This window comes from Paenibacillus sp. SAFN-054 (assembly GCF_051966755.1).
In the GTDB taxonomy this organism is placed as follows: Bacteria; Bacillota; Bacilli; order Paenibacillales; family Paenibacillaceae; genus Paenibacillus_AQ.
Map to the genome: position 1 here is coordinate 228,512 of NZ_JBQCKS010000001.1, position 17,750 is coordinate 246,261.

At 53.1% G+C, this 17,750-nt stretch carries 15 protein-coding genes; 13 read left to right on the forward strand and 2 right to left on the reverse strand.

Features of this window, described 5'->3' with window-relative positions:
• Positions 1-46 precede the first annotated feature (46 nt).
• From ACTHPM_RS00995 to ACTHPM_RS01020, 6 genes are all read left to right on the forward strand, one after another.
• Positions 47-1,318, forward strand: coding sequence for an MFS transporter (locus ACTHPM_RS00995; RefSeq protein WP_440393332.1), 1,272 nt, complete (start codon positions 47-49; stop codon positions 1,316-1,318).
• 549 nt (positions 1,319-1,867) lie between these two features.
• Positions 1,868-3,937 carry a bifunctional aldolase/short-chain dehydrogenase gene (locus tag ACTHPM_RS01000; RefSeq protein ID WP_440421401.1) on the forward strand — a complete coding sequence of 690 codons (2,070 nt, stop codon included), beginning with the start codon at positions 1,868-1,870 and terminating at the stop codon, positions 3,935-3,937.
• Positions 3,938-4,054: 117 nt separating this feature from the next.
• On the forward strand, positions 4,055-4,804 hold the full coding sequence (locus ACTHPM_RS01005) for a (Fe-S)-binding protein (RefSeq protein ID WP_440393334.1): 750 nt from the start codon (positions 4,055-4,057) through the stop codon (positions 4,802-4,804).
• Positions 4,782-6,287 carry a LutB/LldF family L-lactate oxidation iron-sulfur protein gene (locus ACTHPM_RS01010; RefSeq protein WP_440393335.1) on the forward strand — a complete coding sequence of 502 codons (1,506 nt, stop codon included), beginning with the start codon at positions 4,782-4,784 and terminating at the stop codon, positions 6,285-6,287. The genes ACTHPM_RS01005 and ACTHPM_RS01010 overlap by 23 nt, the downstream gene beginning before the upstream one ends.
• Positions 6,284-7,009, forward strand: a complete 726-nt coding sequence (locus ACTHPM_RS01015; protein WP_440393336.1) for a LutC/YkgG family protein — start codon at positions 6,284-6,286, stop codon at positions 7,007-7,009. Before ACTHPM_RS01010 ends, ACTHPM_RS01015 begins: the two co-directional genes overlap by 4 nt.
• Positions 7,010-7,281: 272 nt before the next feature.
• Positions 7,282-8,049: a DeoR/GlpR family DNA-binding transcription regulator gene (locus ACTHPM_RS01020; RefSeq protein WP_440393337.1), complete on the forward strand. Its 768-nt coding sequence runs from the start codon at positions 7,282-7,284 to the stop codon at positions 8,047-8,049.
• Between the two features lie 143 nt (positions 8,050-8,192).
• On the opposite strand, the gene ACTHPM_RS01025 is transcribed toward ACTHPM_RS01020, so the two are convergent.
• Together ACTHPM_RS01025 and ACTHPM_RS01030 are read right to left on the reverse strand one after the other, a co-directional pair.
• Positions 8,193-10,067 carry an LTA synthase family protein gene (locus tag ACTHPM_RS01025; RefSeq protein ID WP_440393338.1) on the reverse strand — a complete coding sequence of 625 codons (1,875 nt, stop codon included), beginning with the start codon at positions 10,065-10,067 and terminating at the stop codon, positions 8,193-8,195.
• Positions 10,068-10,183: 116 nt separating this feature from the next.
• Entirely contained in the window at positions 10,184-10,723 is a 540-nt protein-coding gene (locus ACTHPM_RS01030) for a TetR/AcrR family transcriptional regulator (RefSeq protein ID WP_440393339.1), read from the reverse strand.
• 232 nt (positions 10,724-10,955) lie between these two features.
• On the opposite strand from ACTHPM_RS01030, the gene ACTHPM_RS01035 reads away from it, so the two are divergent.
• The 7 genes from ACTHPM_RS01035 (at position 10,956) to ACTHPM_RS01065 (ending at position 17,679) form a co-directional block, all read left to right on the forward strand.
• Complete coding sequence (locus tag ACTHPM_RS01035) at positions 10,956-11,843, forward strand: ABC transporter ATP-binding protein (protein WP_440393340.1); 888 nt, start codon at positions 10,956-10,958, stop codon at positions 11,841-11,843.
• 1 nt (position 11,844) lies between these two features.
• Positions 11,845-12,657 carry an ABC transporter permease subunit gene (locus ACTHPM_RS01040; protein WP_440393341.1) on the forward strand — a complete coding sequence of 271 codons (813 nt, stop codon included), beginning with the start codon at positions 11,845-11,847 and terminating at the stop codon, positions 12,655-12,657.
• Between the two features lie 46 nt (positions 12,658-12,703).
• Positions 12,704-13,444: a nucleotidyltransferase family protein gene (locus tag ACTHPM_RS01045; RefSeq protein ID WP_440393342.1), complete on the forward strand. Its 741-nt coding sequence runs from the start codon at positions 12,704-12,706 to the stop codon at positions 13,442-13,444.
• 94 nt (positions 13,445-13,538) lie between these two features.
• A complete protein-coding gene (locus ACTHPM_RS01050) occupies positions 13,539-14,000 on the forward strand; it encodes a DinB family protein (protein ID WP_440393343.1) in 462 nt (153 codons plus the stop codon).
• Positions 13,997-14,545: a GNAT family N-acetyltransferase gene (locus tag ACTHPM_RS01055; RefSeq protein ID WP_440393344.1), complete on the forward strand. Its 549-nt coding sequence runs from the start codon at positions 13,997-13,999 to the stop codon at positions 14,543-14,545. The genes ACTHPM_RS01050 and ACTHPM_RS01055 overlap by 4 nt, the downstream gene beginning before the upstream one ends.
• A gap of 191 nt (positions 14,546-14,736) precedes the next feature.
• Positions 14,737-15,684 carry a GNAT family N-acetyltransferase gene (locus ACTHPM_RS01060; protein WP_440393345.1) on the forward strand — a complete coding sequence of 316 codons (948 nt, stop codon included), beginning with the start codon at positions 14,737-14,739 and terminating at the stop codon, positions 15,682-15,684.
• 135 nt (positions 15,685-15,819) lie between these two features.
• Positions 15,820-17,679: an anaerobic ribonucleoside triphosphate reductase gene (locus tag ACTHPM_RS01065; RefSeq protein ID WP_440393346.1), complete on the forward strand. Its 1,860-nt coding sequence runs from the start codon at positions 15,820-15,822 to the stop codon at positions 17,677-17,679.
• Positions 17,680-17,750 lie beyond the last annotated feature (71 nt).

Sequence of the window (17,750 nt, forward strand, 5' to 3'; positions counted from 1 at the left end):
AACCACACTATAACGAGTTATTAACGAACGTAAAGGTGGTTTTGTCATGGAAGACAAGAAGTGGGACTTAGTGGCGCTTGCATCGATTCCCTTGATCATGACGCTGGGCAATTCCATGCTGATTCCCATTTTGCCGCAAATCTCGAAGCAGCTCCATGTGAGCGCGTTTCAGGTCAGCATGCTCATCACCGTTTATGCGGTGGTAGCCATTCTGTTAATACCTATTGCAGGCTATTTATCCGATCGCTTCGGACGAAAAATCGTCATCATTCCGAGTCTGATCATTGCCGCCGTCGGCGGAGCACTAGCCGGAGTGGGAGCTTGGATGACGGACGGCATTACCGCCTACTGGATCATTCTGGGAGGCCGGTTTTTGCAGGGCATCGGCGCGGCCGGTGCTTTCCCGATCGTACTCCCTCTGGTCGGGGATATGTTCAAGAATGAAGATGACGTCAGCAAAAGCCTTGGAATTATCGAGACTTCCAATACATTCGGTAAAGTGCTCAGCCCCATACTCGGTGCTGCGTTGGCTATTTGGCTGTGGTATTTGCCTTTTCTGAGCATACCGGTGCTGTGCATCATTTCTATGCTGCTTGTCCTGTTTTTCGTCAAAGAACCGAAGAAGAAACAGGATGAGGACCACTCCATCAAGCAGTTCCTGTCAGATACCAAAAGCATACTCCGTGAAAAGGGCAGATGGCTTTATGCAATCTTTGCCGTCGGCGGAATCAGCATGTTCATTTTATTCGGTGTCCTGTTTTACTTGTCCGAAACGCTTGAGAGCAAGTACGGCCTGCACGGTGTGGTTAAGGGATTGGTGCTTGCCATTCCACTGGCCGTGCTCTGTCTCGCATCCTTCATCGCGGGCAAAGTCATCGGCAAAAGCAAGAAACGGATGAAATGGACCGGCTTTGCCGGAATGGCGCTCTCTACGGTTTGTCTTGTCATAACTGGATTCAGCAGCCAAATTTATTTCGTGGTCACTTTTTTTTCGCTGTGCGGTGCAGGGATCGGAACGGCGCTTCCTTGCACGGATGCTTTGATTACAGAAGGAATCGAGCAGAAGCAAAGGGGGACCATTACTTCCCTGTACAGCAGTATGCGTTTCATCGGCGTTTCACTGGGGCCACCAGCCGTTTCGCTGCTAATGAAAACGAATCACTGGGTCCTGTTCGGTGTCATGGCGGTGGTCGGAGCCATCGGGGGCCTTCTGACGCTGTTTGCGGTAAAACCTGAAGAGAATAAAACGGATGAACCTACCGAACATCACACCAAGCCGCAGTCAGGCATCATGAGAAAACGGGCTAAAGCCCGTTGATCTGCGGGGGAATTTACTGTCATGCGGCGCCGTCCATTTGAATACAATTTAGGGATGTCCCTGCCCTTGCGCCATTGTTTCATGTTCCGCATGTTCGCGCGAGGATGAAACGCCGCCCCAAGCTCCTTGGCCGAAAGTTCGCTAAAGTGAGCCCATGCAAGAGAGGCGTTAAAGCGGTGAAAATAATAAATATGCAGTACATGACAGCATCGACCGCCCAATGATTCCGTTTTCGTTGCCGCAGTGGACCTGCCGCCGGAAGCGCCCGCTGGCGGGCTGCCCCTTTAAATGTGTCTTTCGTTGTTCCAAGGGGAGGGACATCCAAGCAATTGATCGGTCCGCAGGAATGAACCAGAACAATAAAATGAGCAGAAGTTTAATCCTGCTTCTTCTTAATTTTCAGAACGCCGACTATGGCGTTCTTTTTGTTTATTTTAAAATTTTAACAAATGGGTGTAAAAACAAAAACTTATCTGCTATAATCAAGTCAATTCAAATAAAAACAAATGAAAACAAATCAAAACAAACGATATGGGAGGCAATTCATTCATGGTACAAAGCCGGTGGAATCACGAAGAAGCATCCAAGCAGCAAGCAGGAGTCGATCAATTGGTGTACCGCTCAAATCTGATCGGCAGCGACCGCAGCGTCTGCAACTGGGGCGGCGGCAACACGTCGCTTAAAACGGTCGAGAAGGATTTCCGCGGTCGCGATGTTGAAGTGATGTGGGTCAAAGGCAGCGGTTCGGACCTCGCGACGATGAAAGCGCAGCATTTTACGGGGCTTCGTCTGGAAGATATCAAGCCGCTGATCGAGCGGGATGAAATGCCGGACGAGGAGATGGTGGCTTATCTTTCGCACTGCATGATGGACAGCAAGCATCCAAGAGCATCCATTGAAACGCTTTTGCATGCATTCCTGCCTTATCCTCATGTGGACCATACGCATCCGGATGCGATTATCAGCCTCTGCTGCGCCGATAACGGCAAAGAGATCGCCAAAGAGATTTATGGCGACACCTTCGTTTGGGTGCCATACATCCGTCCGGGCTTTACATTGTCCAAAAAGATTGCCGAAGGCGTCAAAAACAACCCGAACGCGCAGCTCGTGCTGATGGAAAAGCATGGTCTCGTGACATGGGGCGAAACCTCTGAAGCGTGCTATAACCAGACGATTGCCATGATTTCGAAGGCCGAACAATATATTAAGGAGCATACCGAAGAGTCTAAAGTATTCGGCGGCAGCCAAGTGGAAGCGCTCGCAGAGGATTCGCGCAAAGCGATCCTGGCTGCCGTGATGCCTGTCATTCGCGGTGCGGTCAGCGACGTCAAAAAAATGATTTGTACGTATGACGGCAGTGAAGACGTGCTTCAATTCGTGAACAGCAAGGATGCGAAGGATCTTTCCCAGGTCGGCGCTGCCTGCCCGGACCATCTGGTCCATACCAAGCGTACGCCGTTGTTCGTGGACTGGACACCTTCCCCGGATGGAGCCGAGTCGCTCAAGCAGGCTGTGCGCGAAGGCATTGAAGCCTACAAAGAAGAATATAAAGCATACTTCGACCGCAACAAGCACGAGGGCGACGTCATGTTCGAAGCTGCTCCCCGCGTCATTCTGATTCCGGGCATCGGCATGGTGAATACAGGGAAAAGCATCGCGATGGCAGGCGTCAGCGGAGCGCTGTACCACCGGGCAATCGCCGTTATGAAAGGAACGACAGCACTGGGTAAATTCGTATCCTTGAATGAAAATGAATCCTATAACGTGGAGTACTGGCCGCTCGAGCTTTACAAGCTGACCCTGGCTCCTGCCGAAGCGGAGTTTTCCCGCAAAATCGCCTTCATTACCGGCGGTGCAGGCGGCATCGGCAGCGAAACGGCCCGCCGGTTCGTATCCGAAGGAGCTCATGTCGTATTGGCCGACCTGAATTTGGAAGGCGCCGAGAAGGTAGCCGCCGAAATTAATGCGCAGTACGGAGAAGGCCGGGCAAAGGCTGTCAAAATGGACGTGACGAGCGAAGAGATGGTTATCGCAGCCCTGGGCGAAACGGCCTTAACCTACGGCGGCGTTGACATTATCGTGAACAACGCAGGCCTTGCAACCTCGAGTCCGTTCGATGAGACTTCGCTGAAGGAATGGAACCTGAACATGAACGTGCTGGGAACGGGATATTTCCTTGTAGCCCGGGAAGCGTTCAAGCAGATGAAAGAGCAGCGCCTTGGAGGCAGCATGATTTTCGTCGCTTCCAAAAACTCGGTGTACGCCGGCAAGAACGTGACGGCATACAGCTCCGTCAAAGCGCTTGAAGCACATCTTGCGCGCTGCATCGCGGCGGAAGGCGGGGAGCATGGCATCCGCGTCAACACGATTATGCCCGATGCGATCCTGCAGGGCTCGGCGATCTGGAATTCCGGCTGGCGCAACGAGCGCGCGGCTGCCTACGGCATCGAGCCGGATCAGCTGGAGGAGCACTACCGCAAGAGAACGACGCTGCTCGTGAACATTTATCCGAAGGACGTAGCGGAAGGAATCGCCTTCTTTGCTTCCTCCAAAGCCGAAAAAACGACGGGCTGCATGCTGACAATCGACGGCGGCGTACCGGCAGCATTCACGCGTTAATTCCCGATAGGATGTACTTGTAATCATCCATTTATCCAGAAAAGCATCAATCCCCGTCATCACGCATGATTGGGGATTGATTTCTTCTATTGAAGGCCAAAGGAGGAGAAGCATGCGATGAAAGTATCGCTCTTTATTACCTGCATCAGTGATGCGCTGTTTCCGCCGATCGGCGAGGCGATGGCCCAGCTTCTTGCCCGGTACGGCGTCCGGCTTCATTTTCCCGAAGTTCAGACCTGCTGCGGGCAGCCGGCTTTTAACAGCGGTTATTGGGATGAGGCGAGAGCTTCAGCCAAGACCATTTTGGAAGTGTTTGATGACAGTGACTTTGTCATCGTTCCGTCGGGCTCCTGTACGGGAATGATTCATCATTATTACCCCAAGCTGTTTGAACAGGATGCCGTCCTGCTCGAAAAGAGCCGGCGTCTGATAGATAAAACCTACGAATTCACCCAATTCCTCGTGAAGGTGCTTGGCGTAACGGATGTCGGGGCTTATTTTCCGCATAAGGTTACCTATCATCCTTCTTGTCACGGCACGAGGCTATTGGGCATTAAGGAAGAGCCGAGCCAGCTGATGAGCCATGTGGAGGGGATGGAATTTATTCCGCTTCCCTACGCCGAGGACTGCTGCGGCTTTGGCGGTACATTCGCCATCAAAATGAGCGAAATTTCAGGGGCGATGGTGGAGGAAAAAAGCCAGCACGTGCTGGAAACCGAAGCGGAAGTGCTTGTCGGCCTGGACATGGGCTGTCTGCTCAATATCGGCGGCAACCTGAAATTCCAAGGCAAGCCGGTCCGCGTGATGCATTTGGCCGAGCTGCTGTACGAGGGGGTGAAGAACCGTGAGCAAACCGCAGGGGTCTAACGTCAAGGAGCGCGCCAAGTCGGCGCTGAAAGATGAATTTCTGATTGATGCCGTCAAGTTCACAACGGAAAAGCTGAAAAACGGCAAAAAGGCGGCGACCGCGGAGCACGGCAACTGGGAGGAATGGCGGGAGCGGGGCAGGCAGATCCGCCTTCACACCATCGCGCATCTCGATTATTACTTAAGCCAATTTATCGAAAATGCCCGCGCGCAGGGCGTACATGTCCATTTTGCGCCCGAAGCGAAGGATGCCGCCCGGATCGCGGTGGAAATCGCCAAGCATCGGGGAGCCAAGTCCGTCGTGAAATCAAAATCGATGGTGTCGGAAGAGGTTCATATCAATGAGGCCTTCGAGCATCTCGGGATCGAGTCGATCGAGAGCGACCTCGGCGAATACATCATCCAGCTTGCCAATGAGCCGCCGTCACACATTATCATACCGGCCATCCATAAGAATCGCTACCAGATTGCCGAGCTGTTGTCCAAGGAAGCCGGGGAGACTCTGCCGCCGGAGACCAAAATCCTGGCGGGCTTCGCCAGACGCAAGCTGCGCGACAAGTTTCTTGAAGCAGACATCGGGCTGACCGGCTGCAATTTCGGCATTGCGGAAACGGGAAGCGTCGTCATATTTGAAAATGAGGGCAACGCCCGCATGGTGAGTACGGTACCGAAGACGCAAATCACACTGATGGGCATGGAGCGTCTGATCCCGTCCTGGGATGACCTGGAGGTCATGGCGACGCTGCTGCCAAGGTCGGCAACCGGGCAGAAGCTGACGGTTTACATGTCGGGGATTACCGGTCCGAGACGTACACAGGACGGTGACGGTCCGGAAGAAATGCACGTGATCATTGTCGATAACGGAAGGTCGCTGCAGCTGGGTGATCCGGACTTCCAGGAGCTCCTGAACTGCATCCGCTGCGGGGCTTGCCTGAATGCCTGTCCGGTGTACCGGCATATCGGAGGACACTCCTATCCCGGAACGTACAGCGGCCCGATCGGGGCGGTGCTGACGCCGGCATTGAATAAAAATACGCAGGAATGGCATGACATCGCCAACGCTTCCAGTCTTTGCGGTGCCTGTTACGAGGCCTGCCCGGTAAAAATTCCGCTGCATGACATGCTTGTGTATTTGCGCAATCGCAAGGTAGAGCGCGGTTTCACGGCTTCCGGCGAAAAAATGGCCATGAAGGGCTTCAAAATGCTGATGGGCAGTCATAAACGGTTCCGGCAGGCGATCAAGGCAGGTCAAATCGGCCAGAAGCTGCTGGTGCGGGAGGGTTATATCCGCTCGAAGATCGGCCCGCTCGGCGGCTGGACGGCCAATCGCTACATTCCGGCGATGCCGAAGCGCTCGTTCCGGGAACAGTGGCCATCTCTGTCCGCCGAAGCGGATAAGGCTATGCGGCCGATGCCGGAGGCGATGAAATCGCGCATGGAAGAAATCGTTCAGTCGCGCAGGAAGGGAGGAGAACACGCATGAACACATCCGATCCGGAATTTCTTTCAAAGCTGAGAAGAGAATCGGAGGCAGCGCAAAAGCAGTTTATCGGCAACATTGCCGGTCGGCTCGGACGCTCTGCCGTCAGCCCGCAGCCGGCGCATCCGTTCCGGGGTGCGCCCGATTTCTGGACGGCTTACGAGCTGGGCCGTGAGGAGCAGATCGCCCGATTCATGAGCAATTGGCAGGCTGCGGGGGGATTTGCCGAAAGGGCTGCTGCCATGACGGATTTACCGGGCATGATCAGCCGAATTCTCGGGGAACTGAATGCGGCATCTACGGTTCGGCAAAACCTCCCCGAGCTGGAACAGCTCGGTCTTGAAGTACTTCTTCCCGGGCTGCGGCATGATGCGTGGAACGGTCTGGATGCGGACGCGTCTCTTCGAACCGCGGAGAAGGCCGATGCCGGCATCGTGCTTGCCGATTTCGCGGTCGCATATACCGGCTCCATCGTCGTGACTTCGTCCACAGAGAAAGGGCGCTCCGTTTCGCTGCTTCCGAACATACTGATTGCCGTCATTCCGGCGGAACGCATGCATACGCGCCTTGGGGAGGTCATGAGCCGCATAGCCTCGGTTCCCGGCGAACAATTCCCCGCAGGCGTGCATTTCATCTCCGGTCCGAGCCGATCCTCGGACATCGAGAACGACCTGACCATCGGCGTTCACGGTCCGGGCGTGGCTTATGCGCTGATCGTGGGATAAACCCGCCGCCCGCTGTGTTTTATGCGCCTGCCGCTGATCCGGCGGGCTCTTTTAATCGGGGAGGGGACGCGGTCTTGCACCCCAGAATTTACGTCGATAAAATTTTTTCTTTAGATAACAGGATGAGAAAGCGCCAATGAAAATTCTTCCTGTTATCGCAAAGAAAGTTACATTGAAAGGCGGTCTATCTCCTTTGATTTACTGCGATAATTATTTTCTTTATAATTATCATATACCAGCCGGCATCAGCCCGGCGACGAAAGAGGGTAGCTATGTTAGTTGCGGAAAGATACGATAAAATCGTGACGCTCGTAAACGATCGGGGAAGCATCCGCGTCTCGGAGCTGAGCGAGCTGTGCGGCGTGACGGAGGAAACGATCCGCCGCGACCTCGACCGCCTGGAGCAGCAGGGCAAGGTCCGACGCAGCCATGGCGGTGCCGTCAGCGTGAAGGAAGCCCAGGCGGAAACGCCTTATTTTGAACGGGAAGTCATGCATCAGGAGGAGAAGAAGCGGATTGCGAGAGCAGCGGTCGCCCTCATCGAGCCGTATGACCGGATAGCGCTGGATGCCAGCTCAACGGCATGGTACATGGCATCGATCTTGCCGGATATCCCTCTGACGGTGTTGACCAATTCCATTAAGGTGGCCTTGGAGTTATCCTCCAAGGAGAAGATTGAGGTCATCTCCACCGGCGGCATCCTGGCCGCTAGATCGCTCTCCTATGTAGGGCCGATGGCCGAACGCAGCCTGGAAGCTTATTACGTGGAGAAAGCTTTCATATCCTGCAAAGGCGTACATCCCGAGCGGGGGATCAGTGAGTCGAACGAACTCCAGGCGATGGTCAAGCATAAACTGATCAAACAGGCCGCGAATGTATACATTTTGGCGGATGCGAGCAAGATCGGGGTGCAGGCTTTTACTCATGTGGCCGGATGGGAAGACATCGACGCGGTCATTACCGACGGACAGATCGATGCAGCGGCGGCGAGGCTGCTCCGCGAAAAAAATCTTGAACTCATTGTTGCGAATGAGGCGTAAGGATACATGCGATGACGTACAGGACCCAAGTGAGGCTGTCCCGGTGAACTGGCTGACCAGTTGAAGGAGACAGCCTCTTGCTGTACACCAAAAACCTCAAGCATCCCGGAATGGGAAGCTTGAGGTTTTTGTGTGGCAACGGATCAGCGTTTCGGCAGAAGTTTAACGTATTCGTCGGAAAGCTTCATCTGAGCCAGGTTGTAGTCATAGTCTTTTTTATACTTGGCAAAATCCGTGACCGGTTCCAGCGTTTCAAGGTTAATCGCACTGCCTTCTTCAAACGTTTTGCCCGGAATGTACATAATCTCGTTGTTGAAGAAGGACCCGGTAGGCAGGTAATAACGGCTGCCCACGATATTGTTGTCAATGTTGAGCAAATCATGGCCGAATGCCGTGAAATTCTCATCCTTCAGCGATACGCCCAGGAGGTTGGCCAGCGTAGGCAAAATATCTACTTGGCCTCCGACCTGCTTCACTTCTTGCCCAGGTACGCCCGGTACGTGGATCAGCAGTGGAATGTTGAAGCGGGTTACGCGCGGGTCGTATTTGATGCCAAGCGCCTTGTTGATCATGCCTGGATCATTATCCTGCGGCTGCAGGCCGAAGTGGTCTCCGTAAATGACCAGCACCGTATCCTCCCACATCCCGTTTTGCTTCAGCTGATCAATCAAGGTTCCGATGGCATAGTCTGTGTAATTGATCGCGGCCAGGTAATTTCCGAGCTGCGTTCCCTTCAGATCGGCAGGAAGGGTAATCTTCATGCGGTCTTCCGGGATTTTAAAAGGAAAATGGCTGGAAACCGTCACGAACTGCGCATAAAACGGCTTGTTCTGTTCATGCAGCTTGGACAGCGTCTGGATTCCGAATTTGTAAAGTTCCTCATCAGAAGCGCCAAATTCATTGAAATGATCGTTTTTGTAATTCGGCTTGTCGTAATAATGGGTAAAATTCAAAGCCGGGTACAGATCGTCCCGATCCCAGAATTTGACGTCGTTAACATGGAACGTGTCGGCTTCATAGCCGTATTTTTCAAGCAGGCGCGGCATGCTTGGCAGCACCCGGTCCCCATACCCGGTCGACATGGCAACAGCGGCGGTCGGGTAAATGGACGTATTGCTCATAAACTCCGCATCGGAGGTATTGCCCTGGCCGATTTGCTGAAATACTTTTGGGAAATAGAAGCCGTCTTTAGCCAGTTTGTTCAGCACAGGCGTCAGTTCCTGTTGACCCAACGAGAGGTGGATCGGAAAATTCTGAAATGCCTCCATCTGGATGACAATGACGTTCTTGCCCTTGGCCGCTCCGAATAACTTGGCCTGCTGCTGCGGGTTGTTCTGGTATTTGAATTGTTCTTCCGTCAAATTAATCTTGTTCACGGTTTCCTTGATGTCGCCCTTGGCAATGACCTCAGCTTCCTCTTTGGCTTTGATGCCGGCGGCCACCTGGTAATTGAAGAACCCCAGATGCTCAGCCTGCAGCACCTCGTTCGCGATGGTGCGGTCCTGCCGGATAAAGAACACGGACACGGCCAAGGCGACGATGCCGATCACGGCCGGCCATCTTTTGCGAAGCGGCGTCGACATGCTCGGATGCCGTTTCATCAGCTTGCCGACGATCCAAACCACCGCGATTACGATGACGTCAACGAAAAACAGGTAATTAGCCGGTTCGATCGTGGACTGCACGCTATCCTTGATTCCAGCGACTTGCTTAAGCTCAGATAGGGCTGTATAGGTCGGCAGAGTGTTAAAGTGCTGGAAATACAGGGCCGATGCAAAAAAGATGAATGAGCAGAGCACATTGAAAATATAATACACGATTCCTTTGGCCTTGGATGGCGTCACCAGTTCGATCAGCGCGAGCAGCACCAGCACAGAGGCGGCATCTGCCGCCACACGGCTCCACATGATGTCGCCGAAGAAAAAGTAGCGTAAAAGCTGCAGCTTTAACAGCAGCAGTATAAAGATTCCGATGAAGGGAGTCTTTGGTTTCGGTGTGCGCAGATATAAGTCTTTCATACCGACTTCTTTCACATCCTCCGTTAATAATTTCCTATAGTTGTGCCAACCACTACTATATAAGTTTTTTTACACAATGAAAATACTAAATTAACATAGTTTTACCGTGCTGTTAATCACTTTTGGGGCCCTTCGCCACAAATGCCATAAAAAAACACCTCGACCATTTCCTCGATAAGCTTATCCTGGTTTTCGCCATATTGGGTAGATTCCAGCAGGCGATGGGAGGAATCGTTGAGCATGTTCAAATATAAGATCACGGTTTCGACGGAAATGTGATCCGATATTTCTCCTTTGGCCTTGCTCTTGGTAACCAGATCAACGACCATCGGCACGCTGCGCTGCTCGTAATTTTGTTGGACGAAATCCCGTATTTCGGGATCCTCCTTCATCAGCTCGGAGATCGCGGAAGGGTGAAAGGAGTGCGAGGTTTTCTTCTTCTGAAAAACGATGTACTCGATCTTTTCCTTCAGCGTGCCCTCGCCATGGATCAAGGCTTCGAATTCCTCCATCGTGCTTTCCAGATAATCCCGGAACACTTCTCTGATCAAGGCTTCCTTGCTGCCGAAATAATTGTATATGGTCACTTGGGACACGCCGGCTTCCACGGCGATATCCGCGATACGAATTTGTTTGGGACTGCAGGCGGAAAGCATGCCCAGTGTCCTCTCCTTGATTCTGTTCTTGATTAGTTGGGCCCTTCGTTCGAAACCGTTCATGCTTGGATGTCAACTCCGTCTCTCGGCCACTGCCGACTAATAATGAAATTATAGCACATTAATATTTCATATTTCTATTGACGATGAGGATGCGCCGACGTATGATCTGGTTATGAAATATACTGGGTCAATTATTTCATAATTATGTCCCAAGCGGGAGGTTCACACCATGCTCACAGTTTCGCATGTAACCAAGATATTTCCGGGAGGCAAAGGAATTCATGATGTCTCGTTCACCGTGGAGAAGGGCGAAGTGTTCGGATTTCTCGGCCCGAACGGCGCCGGCAAGTCCACGACAATCCGCCACATCATGGGTTTCATGAAGCCGGAGAAAGGCTATGTTCGGATCGGCGGATACGACACCTGGAAGGATCAGGGAAGCTTTCAAAAGCGGATCGGATACCTTCCGGGAGAGATCGCATTTATGGAAGGGATGAGCGGAAAAGGGTTCTTGGACTTCATGTCCAGCCTGCGGGGAGGCATAAACGAACAGCGGCGTGCCGAGCTCGTGAAAAGACTGCAGTTCGATGACCAGACGCCCATCCGCAAAATGTCCAAAGGCATGAAGCAGAAGGTCGGCATCGTCGCTGCGTTCATGCATGAGCCCGAGGTGATTATTCTGGATGAGCCAACGTCAGGCCTGGACCCGCTGATGCAGAAGGTGTTTATTGAGCTGGTTCTTGAAGAGAAGGCGAAAGGAACGACCTTCCTGATGTCGTCGCACAGCTTCGCGGAGATTGAGCGAACATGTGACCGGGCAGCCATCATCAAGGACGGCAGAATCATGGCCGTCAAAAACATTCACGAGCTGCAGGTTGTCCAGCGGAAGCTTTTTGAGGTCACGTTCGAGCATGAAGCGGACCGTGACGCGTTTCTTCAAAGCGGTCTGATGAAGGTTGATTCCTGTCAGGGACACAAGGTGCGTGTTTCGGTTCAGGGCGACTACAACCGTTTTATACAGGAGACTGCCAAATACCCTATTCGCGGCATCGACGTGTTTTCACAGAACCTGGAGGATATTTTTATGGATTATTACGACCGGGAAGGAAGAGAATGACATGAATATGCCATTATATCGCCAAATGATGTGGAATCATTTGCAGACGATGACGAGTTATGCGTTCGGATCGGCCTTTTATATACTGCTCATGTTCTGGATTTATCCCAGCATGGCGACGCAATCGGAAAGCCTGAATTCCCTCATTCAATCGATGCCGGAAGGGATCAGCAAGGCGTTCGGACTGGAAAACGGGTTCGGCAGCGTCGATGCTTTTATATCGGGTGAGTATTATGGCCTGCTGTTCGTGCTCATTCTTTCCATATTCAGCATCACGGCTTCGACCCAGCTTATGGCGCGTCTCGTGGATCAAGGCTCGATGGCGTATTTGCTGGCCGCCCCGACAACCCGTTTCAAGGTGGCTTTGACGCAAGCGCTCGTACTGCTGACGGGCTTGCTCTTCATTACGGCAATCACGACATTGGCCGGCTACGGAGGGTATGCCTGGTTTATCGGGGACTTAAAGGACTTTGATTCAAAAAGCTACTTGCTCCTCAATGTAGGCGCTTTTCTGCTATTCTTCGCCGTGTGCGGCATCAGCTTCTTCATATCGGCGGTTTCGAACGACGAGAAAAGGGCGCTGGGTCTGTCGGGGATCATCGTGTTCGGTTTCTTCAGCCTGAATCTTGTAGGAAAAATCACTGATAAACTCTCATGGATGCAGCATATTTCCCTGTTCTCCCTGTTCAATACGGCAGGCATCGTAAAAGGTACGGTGGAATGGGTACCGACATGCGCGATTTTGCTGGCTGTAGGCCTGGCAGGGTTCGCCGCAGGGGTCATTATGTTCAGAAAAAGAAGCCTGCTGTTGTAATTCAAGCTATACTAGGGACAGGAGATCGATTGACAGGAGGCTGATTATGAAAGCACTCATCCTGGCCGCGGGTTATGCGACAAGACTGTATCCGCTGACCCGGAACATGCCGAAATCCCTGCTCCCTTTAGGCAATGGCACGATTATGGACCTGATTATCCGTAAAATGGAGGAAGTGCCTGCCATTACGGAAGTCATCATTGTATCGAATTTGAAATTTTATGCTGCTTTTGAAAGATGGGCGTTCTCCCGGTCTTTTCAGAAGCCCGTCAAGATCATTCAAGATGGCTCCACAACCGAAGACAACCGGCTTGGAGCGATTGGCGATATCCGGTTTGCGATCGATCAAGAGGGCATCGATGAGGATCTGCTCGTATGTGCCGGAGACAACGTATTCACGTTTGATCTGAGCTCTTATGTGTCTTTTTTCCAGGAACAGCAGACCGATTGCATTCTGGTTCAGCATCTGAAGGATGCGGAGGAGCTCAAAAGAGTCGGGGTGGTCGAGCTCGATGAATCCGGCGGCGTCCTCTCCTTTGAAGAAAAACCCCAGCAGCCCAAAACGGATATCGGCGTGTTTGCGGTGTACCTGTACCGGAAAGATACGCTGCCCTTGTTCGGGGAATATTTGGAGGCCGGTCATCAGCCCGACGCACCCGGTCATTTTCCGGAATGGCTGTCCAGAAGAAAAGAAATAAAGGCCTATTTCGCAGAGGGTGCTAGCTATGACATGGGCACGCATGAGGCATACAGGCAACTGCAGGAGTTGGTAAGGAATGATGAATGACAAGCGAACGAATGTTCTTGTCATGGCGATGCTGAAAATGGTATGATCAGGAAGGAATTTATACCATAAGGAAGTGCGCAAAGGAGAGTAGCCAATGAAAACGAAGCAGGAAAAGCTGGAAGCCTTCGCGGAATTGATCGCCTTTTCCGAGATACTGAAGCGTTTGCCGGAGGAGCATTGGAATGGTTCCATTGCCGTGGGCAAATGGGCTCCGCGCGACATCATCAGCCATATGATGCTGTGGGACAAATATTTTCTGGAGCATGCCATACGGCCGATGGCCGCGCATCAGCCTTTGACGTTAAAAAAACTGGATTTCGACGAGTTCAATCGTGATGCTGCGGTGTATGGGCTCACCCAAAGCAAAGAGGAGCTGATTCGGCAGACGGTGGAGGTGCGCGGAGAACTGCTGGACGTGCTGCAGAGCATTCCGGAAGCAGAGTACGGCCACAAGCATGGAGATGTCATGTCCGTTGACGAGTACCTGCTTGATTTTTACGAGCATGACCGGCATCATATGGGGCAGATTCGCGCATACATAGAGGGCAAAGGATGATCCTTTTCTGTAAGGGGGATCTGCAGGTCAGATCTTTGGAGAAGGACGATGCTGCTCTTCTGGCGAAGTGGCTGAGCGATCCGCGCGTGCTTGAATTTTATGAAGGACGCGACCAGCCCCATGATCTGAAGCGGGTGTACGAGAGCTTTTACCTTGAGGAAAGCGATTCGATCCGCTGTATCGTCATGTATCACCATCAGCCGATTGGCTACATCCAGTATTATGAGATCGACGACGAGGAGCGGGAGCTGTACGGTTACGCGGCAGAGGAACGAATCTTCGGCATGGACCAGTTTATCGGTGAGCCGGGCTATTGGGACCGGGGCATCGGAACACTTCTGGTGCAGTCGATGGCGGCTTATTTGCTGGATCACTTGCACGCCGACCGGATCGTCATGGATCCTCAGACGTGGAACGCTCGTGCGATCCGCGTGTATGAGAAATGCGGTTTCGTGAAGTTAAAGCTGCTCCCGCAGCGGGAATGGCATGAAGGCGCCTACCGCGATTGTTGGTTGATTGAACGAAAGCGCAGTACGCTTGAGTAAAGCTGAGTAATAACATCCAGGGATGTTTCCGGGGTCCGGATTTGGGACCGAGAGGGACATTCTTTTTTTCGTTATGTAAAGTATGAATGGACAAATATCCGGAGAATATCCGGTCCTTTCTGGCATGAAAATGTACAGCCGGATCGTAAACTGGAAGAGAAGCAAGTGATTGGGACGAAGGGAGAAACGGCATGAAAGGAAAGAATCCGCTGGCCGATGTACGACAGCTCGATCTGGGCGCTTCCCTCCGCCTGCGCAGGGCAGACCCGGTGGAGTGGAGGAGGTACTTCTCCATTTATTATAATCAGGCAGCCGTCGGCTTTGACCGCCAAGCCGATTCGTATTCGCTTCTTCCTGACGAATACATGACTTATTGGCTGGAGGCTGAAGACAGCCTGATCGGCGGTGTGGCCCTCGCGCACGGCGCAATCCGCCATCTGTTCGGCATCCCTCCCTGGGGTCCGGATGGCGAGTGGCTCCGGATGCTTGTCCGCAAGCTTCGGCAGCTGGATCTGAATGGTGAGGGGCCGGCTTTCAACGCATATGACATTCTGGATGACCAGGAAGAAGTGTTTTATCGGGCCGGCTTTCGTCCTGAACCTTACCGTTACCGATGGATGCAGCGGGCTGCTGCAGACTTGCCTTCGTCAGTAGGCAGTATGGGAGAAGTCCGATCGCCGGAGGCTTATCATGAGGGACAGGAGCTGAGACTGAGACTGGAGCGGGAGATCGCACTGTTCCTGTTTAAGCATGCGTCTGAAGAAACCGGGCCGGATCAGGAAGAACGTACGTATGCCGCTGCGCTCCGTAGGCTTCGCCAGCTTGCTGTCCGAAGTTCCGAGGATGGCCTCCGGGCTTCCAGTCTGCTGTACGACAGGGAGACGCGCGCGCTCATCGGCATCTGCCTCATCGGCATGGAGACGGGCTGCCCTACAATTGAAGCGCTTGCCGTAATGCCGGCTTACCGGGGCAGGGGTCTGGCATCCGGCATGCTCGCGCGGGCTCTGAGCGTTCTGAGGGTGCAGGGTCAGCCGCTGCTGCGGATCCGGGTCATGCATGGGCATCCGCTCGAATCTCTTTGTTATCGGCTCGGCTTCATGCCGGGGCCCTTGTTCCTCCCTTCCATGGTTATGTATTGACCAACGAGTCAGCAACGTATGATTCCTTTTTACGCTGTGACAATATATATAGTGTGTTTTTGTCGATATCAATACTATATATAGTGATTGGCGGCAGGTCCGTCTGTTTATACACAGTAAGGGAGGAATCATGGTATGAATCACAGCAAGAACTCGACCGACCCATTATGGTTATCCATTCAGGAATTAATAAAAGCAAATAACACGGATTTACTCAAGGAAAATGCCAATGTGGACGGGAAGTCACCGATGGGACTCATGGGTAAAATCGGCAGCGAAAGCGCAAAAAGATATGCCATGGAACATTTGGTGTCACCGGAAACGAGAAGAGGGATCGAAGGCAACATCCTTTATCCGCATGATCTTGACTTTTATGCGGCAGGCACGACGACCTGCTGTCAAATTCCCCTGGGCAAGCTGCTGCAGGGAGGATTCAATACAGGCCACGGGTACATGCGCGAACCGAAGGACATCAAAAGCGCACTCGCGCTGGCGTCCATTATTTTGCAGGCGAACCAGAACCAGCAGCATGGCGGACAAGCCTTTCCGATGTTCGATACAGACCTCGCACCGTATGTACAAAAAACGTATGAACAGAAGCTGCACATGCTCATGGAGCTGCCTCTTGACGGTAATTTCGACCGTGAACGGCAGGCATGGACCATGACCGAACGGGACGTATATCAGGCATGCGAAGCATTCATACATAATGCGAATTCGATGCATTCCCGCGGCGGCGGCCAGGTTCCCTTCATCTCGATTAATTACGGGACGGATACCTCCCGCTGCGGCAGGATGCTGGTCCAGCAGCTGCTGCTCGCCACGCAGCGGGGGCTGGGACATGGCGAAACGCCGATTTTTCCGATTCAAATCTTTAAGGTGAAGTCGGGCGTGAACTTTCAGCCGAAGGATCCGAACTATGATTTGTACAAGCTGGCTCTGGAAACGACGGCACGCCGGATGTTTCCGAATTTTGCTTTCCTGGATTCCAGGTTCAACAGCATGTACGATCTGGGAACGCGGGAAAGCGAGGTGTGTTATATGGGCTGCAGGACCCGGGTGATGGGCAACGTGAACGGGGATGAAAATGCGATCGGGCGCGGAAATCTGTCCTTCACCACCATCAATATCGTCCGGCTGGCCCTTCAGTCTTCTACCGCCGCAGACTTTGACCGCCTGCTTGAAGAGGCGATGGATATGGCGGTTCAGCAGCTGATGGACCGGTACAGGTACCAATGCGAAAGGCAGGCCGGCAGCTTCCGTTTCCTTTACTCCCAAGGGGTATGGCGGGGCGGGGAACAACTGCGGCCCGAGGATAGTCTGGCGGGCGTGCTGGCCGAAGGCACGCTTAGTGTCGGGTTTATCGGACTTGCGGAATCGCTAACCGCGCTGTACGGTCAGCACCATGGGCAGAGTCCTGAGCTGCAGCGCAGGGGGCTCGCGATCATTCGCAGAATGCGCGGACGCATGGACCGGGAAATGCAGGCAACGGGGCTTAATTTCTCCTTGATTGCCACGCCGGCGGAAGGGCTGGCAGGCAAATTCGTGAAACAAGACCGCGCTCAGTTTGGCACCATTGCGGGCGTCACGGATCGGGATTACTACACCAATTCGTTCCACGTCCCTGTGTACTACCCGATCACGGCCGCGGACAAGATCCGGGTTGAAGCTCCTTACCATGAATTGTGCAATGCCGGACATATTACCTACGTCGAGGTGGACGGCTCCGTCATTCACAATACGGCCGCGCTTGACCGGATCGTCCGCTGCATGGCGGAGCATCAGATCGGTTACGGGTCGATCAATCATCCGGTGGACCGCTGCAAGGCATGCGGATACAGCGGAGTGATAGACCAGGATTGTCCTGTCTGCAGCGCGCCGGACCGGCAAATCGAACGTATCCGCCGCATTACGGGCTACCTGGTCGGCGACATGGATAAATGGAATCTGGCCAAACGCGCAGAGGAAGCAGACAGGCTCAAGCACGGGAAATAGGGAGGAGGGCGGACGAGATGCATGGCATGAAGGCTGGACCGATCTGCCCTGAGCAGAAGGATCAGGCGGGG

Bases quoted from the DNA above. Each gene is read 5' to 3' on its own strand.
- ACTHPM_RS00995 (WP_440393332.1), top strand. From the start codon at position 47: ATGGAAGACAAGAAGTGGGACTTAGTGGCGCTTGCATCGATTCCCTTG.
- ACTHPM_RS01000 (WP_440421401.1), top strand. From the start codon at position 1,868: ATGGTACAAAGCCGGTGGAATCACGAAGAAGCATCCAAGCAGCAAGCA.
- ACTHPM_RS01005 (WP_440393334.1), top strand. From the start codon at position 4,055: ATGAAAGTATCGCTCTTTATTACCTGCATCAGTGATGCGCTGTTTCCG.
- ACTHPM_RS01015 (WP_440393336.1), top strand. From the start codon at position 6,284: ATGAACACATCCGATCCGGAATTTCTTTCAAAGCTGAGAAGAGAATCG.
- ACTHPM_RS01020 (WP_440393337.1), top strand. From the start codon at position 7,282: ATGTTAGTTGCGGAAAGATACGATAAAATCGTGACGCTCGTAAACGAT.
- ACTHPM_RS01025 (WP_440393338.1), bottom strand. From the start codon at position 10,067: ATGAAAGACTTATATCTGCGCACACCGAAACCAAAGACTCCCTTCATC.
- ACTHPM_RS01030 (WP_440393339.1), bottom strand. From the start codon at position 10,723: ATGCTTTCCGCCTGCAGTCCCAAACAAATTCGTATCGCGGATATCGCC.
- ACTHPM_RS01035 (WP_440393340.1), top strand. From the start codon at position 10,956: ATGCTCACAGTTTCGCATGTAACCAAGATATTTCCGGGAGGCAAAGGA.
- ACTHPM_RS01040 (WP_440393341.1), top strand. From the start codon at position 11,845: ATGAATATGCCATTATATCGCCAAATGATGTGGAATCATTTGCAGACG.
- ACTHPM_RS01045 (WP_440393342.1), top strand. From the start codon at position 12,704: ATGAAAGCACTCATCCTGGCCGCGGGTTATGCGACAAGACTGTATCCG.
- ACTHPM_RS01050 (WP_440393343.1), top strand. From the start codon at position 13,539: ATGAAAACGAAGCAGGAAAAGCTGGAAGCCTTCGCGGAATTGATCGCC.
- ACTHPM_RS01055 (WP_440393344.1), top strand. From the start codon at position 13,997: ATGATCCTTTTCTGTAAGGGGGATCTGCAGGTCAGATCTTTGGAGAAG.
- ACTHPM_RS01060 (WP_440393345.1), top strand. From the start codon at position 14,737: ATGAAAGGAAAGAATCCGCTGGCCGATGTACGACAGCTCGATCTGGGC.
- ACTHPM_RS01065 (WP_440393346.1), top strand. From the start codon at position 15,820: ATGAATCACAGCAAGAACTCGACCGACCCATTATGGTTATCCATTCAG.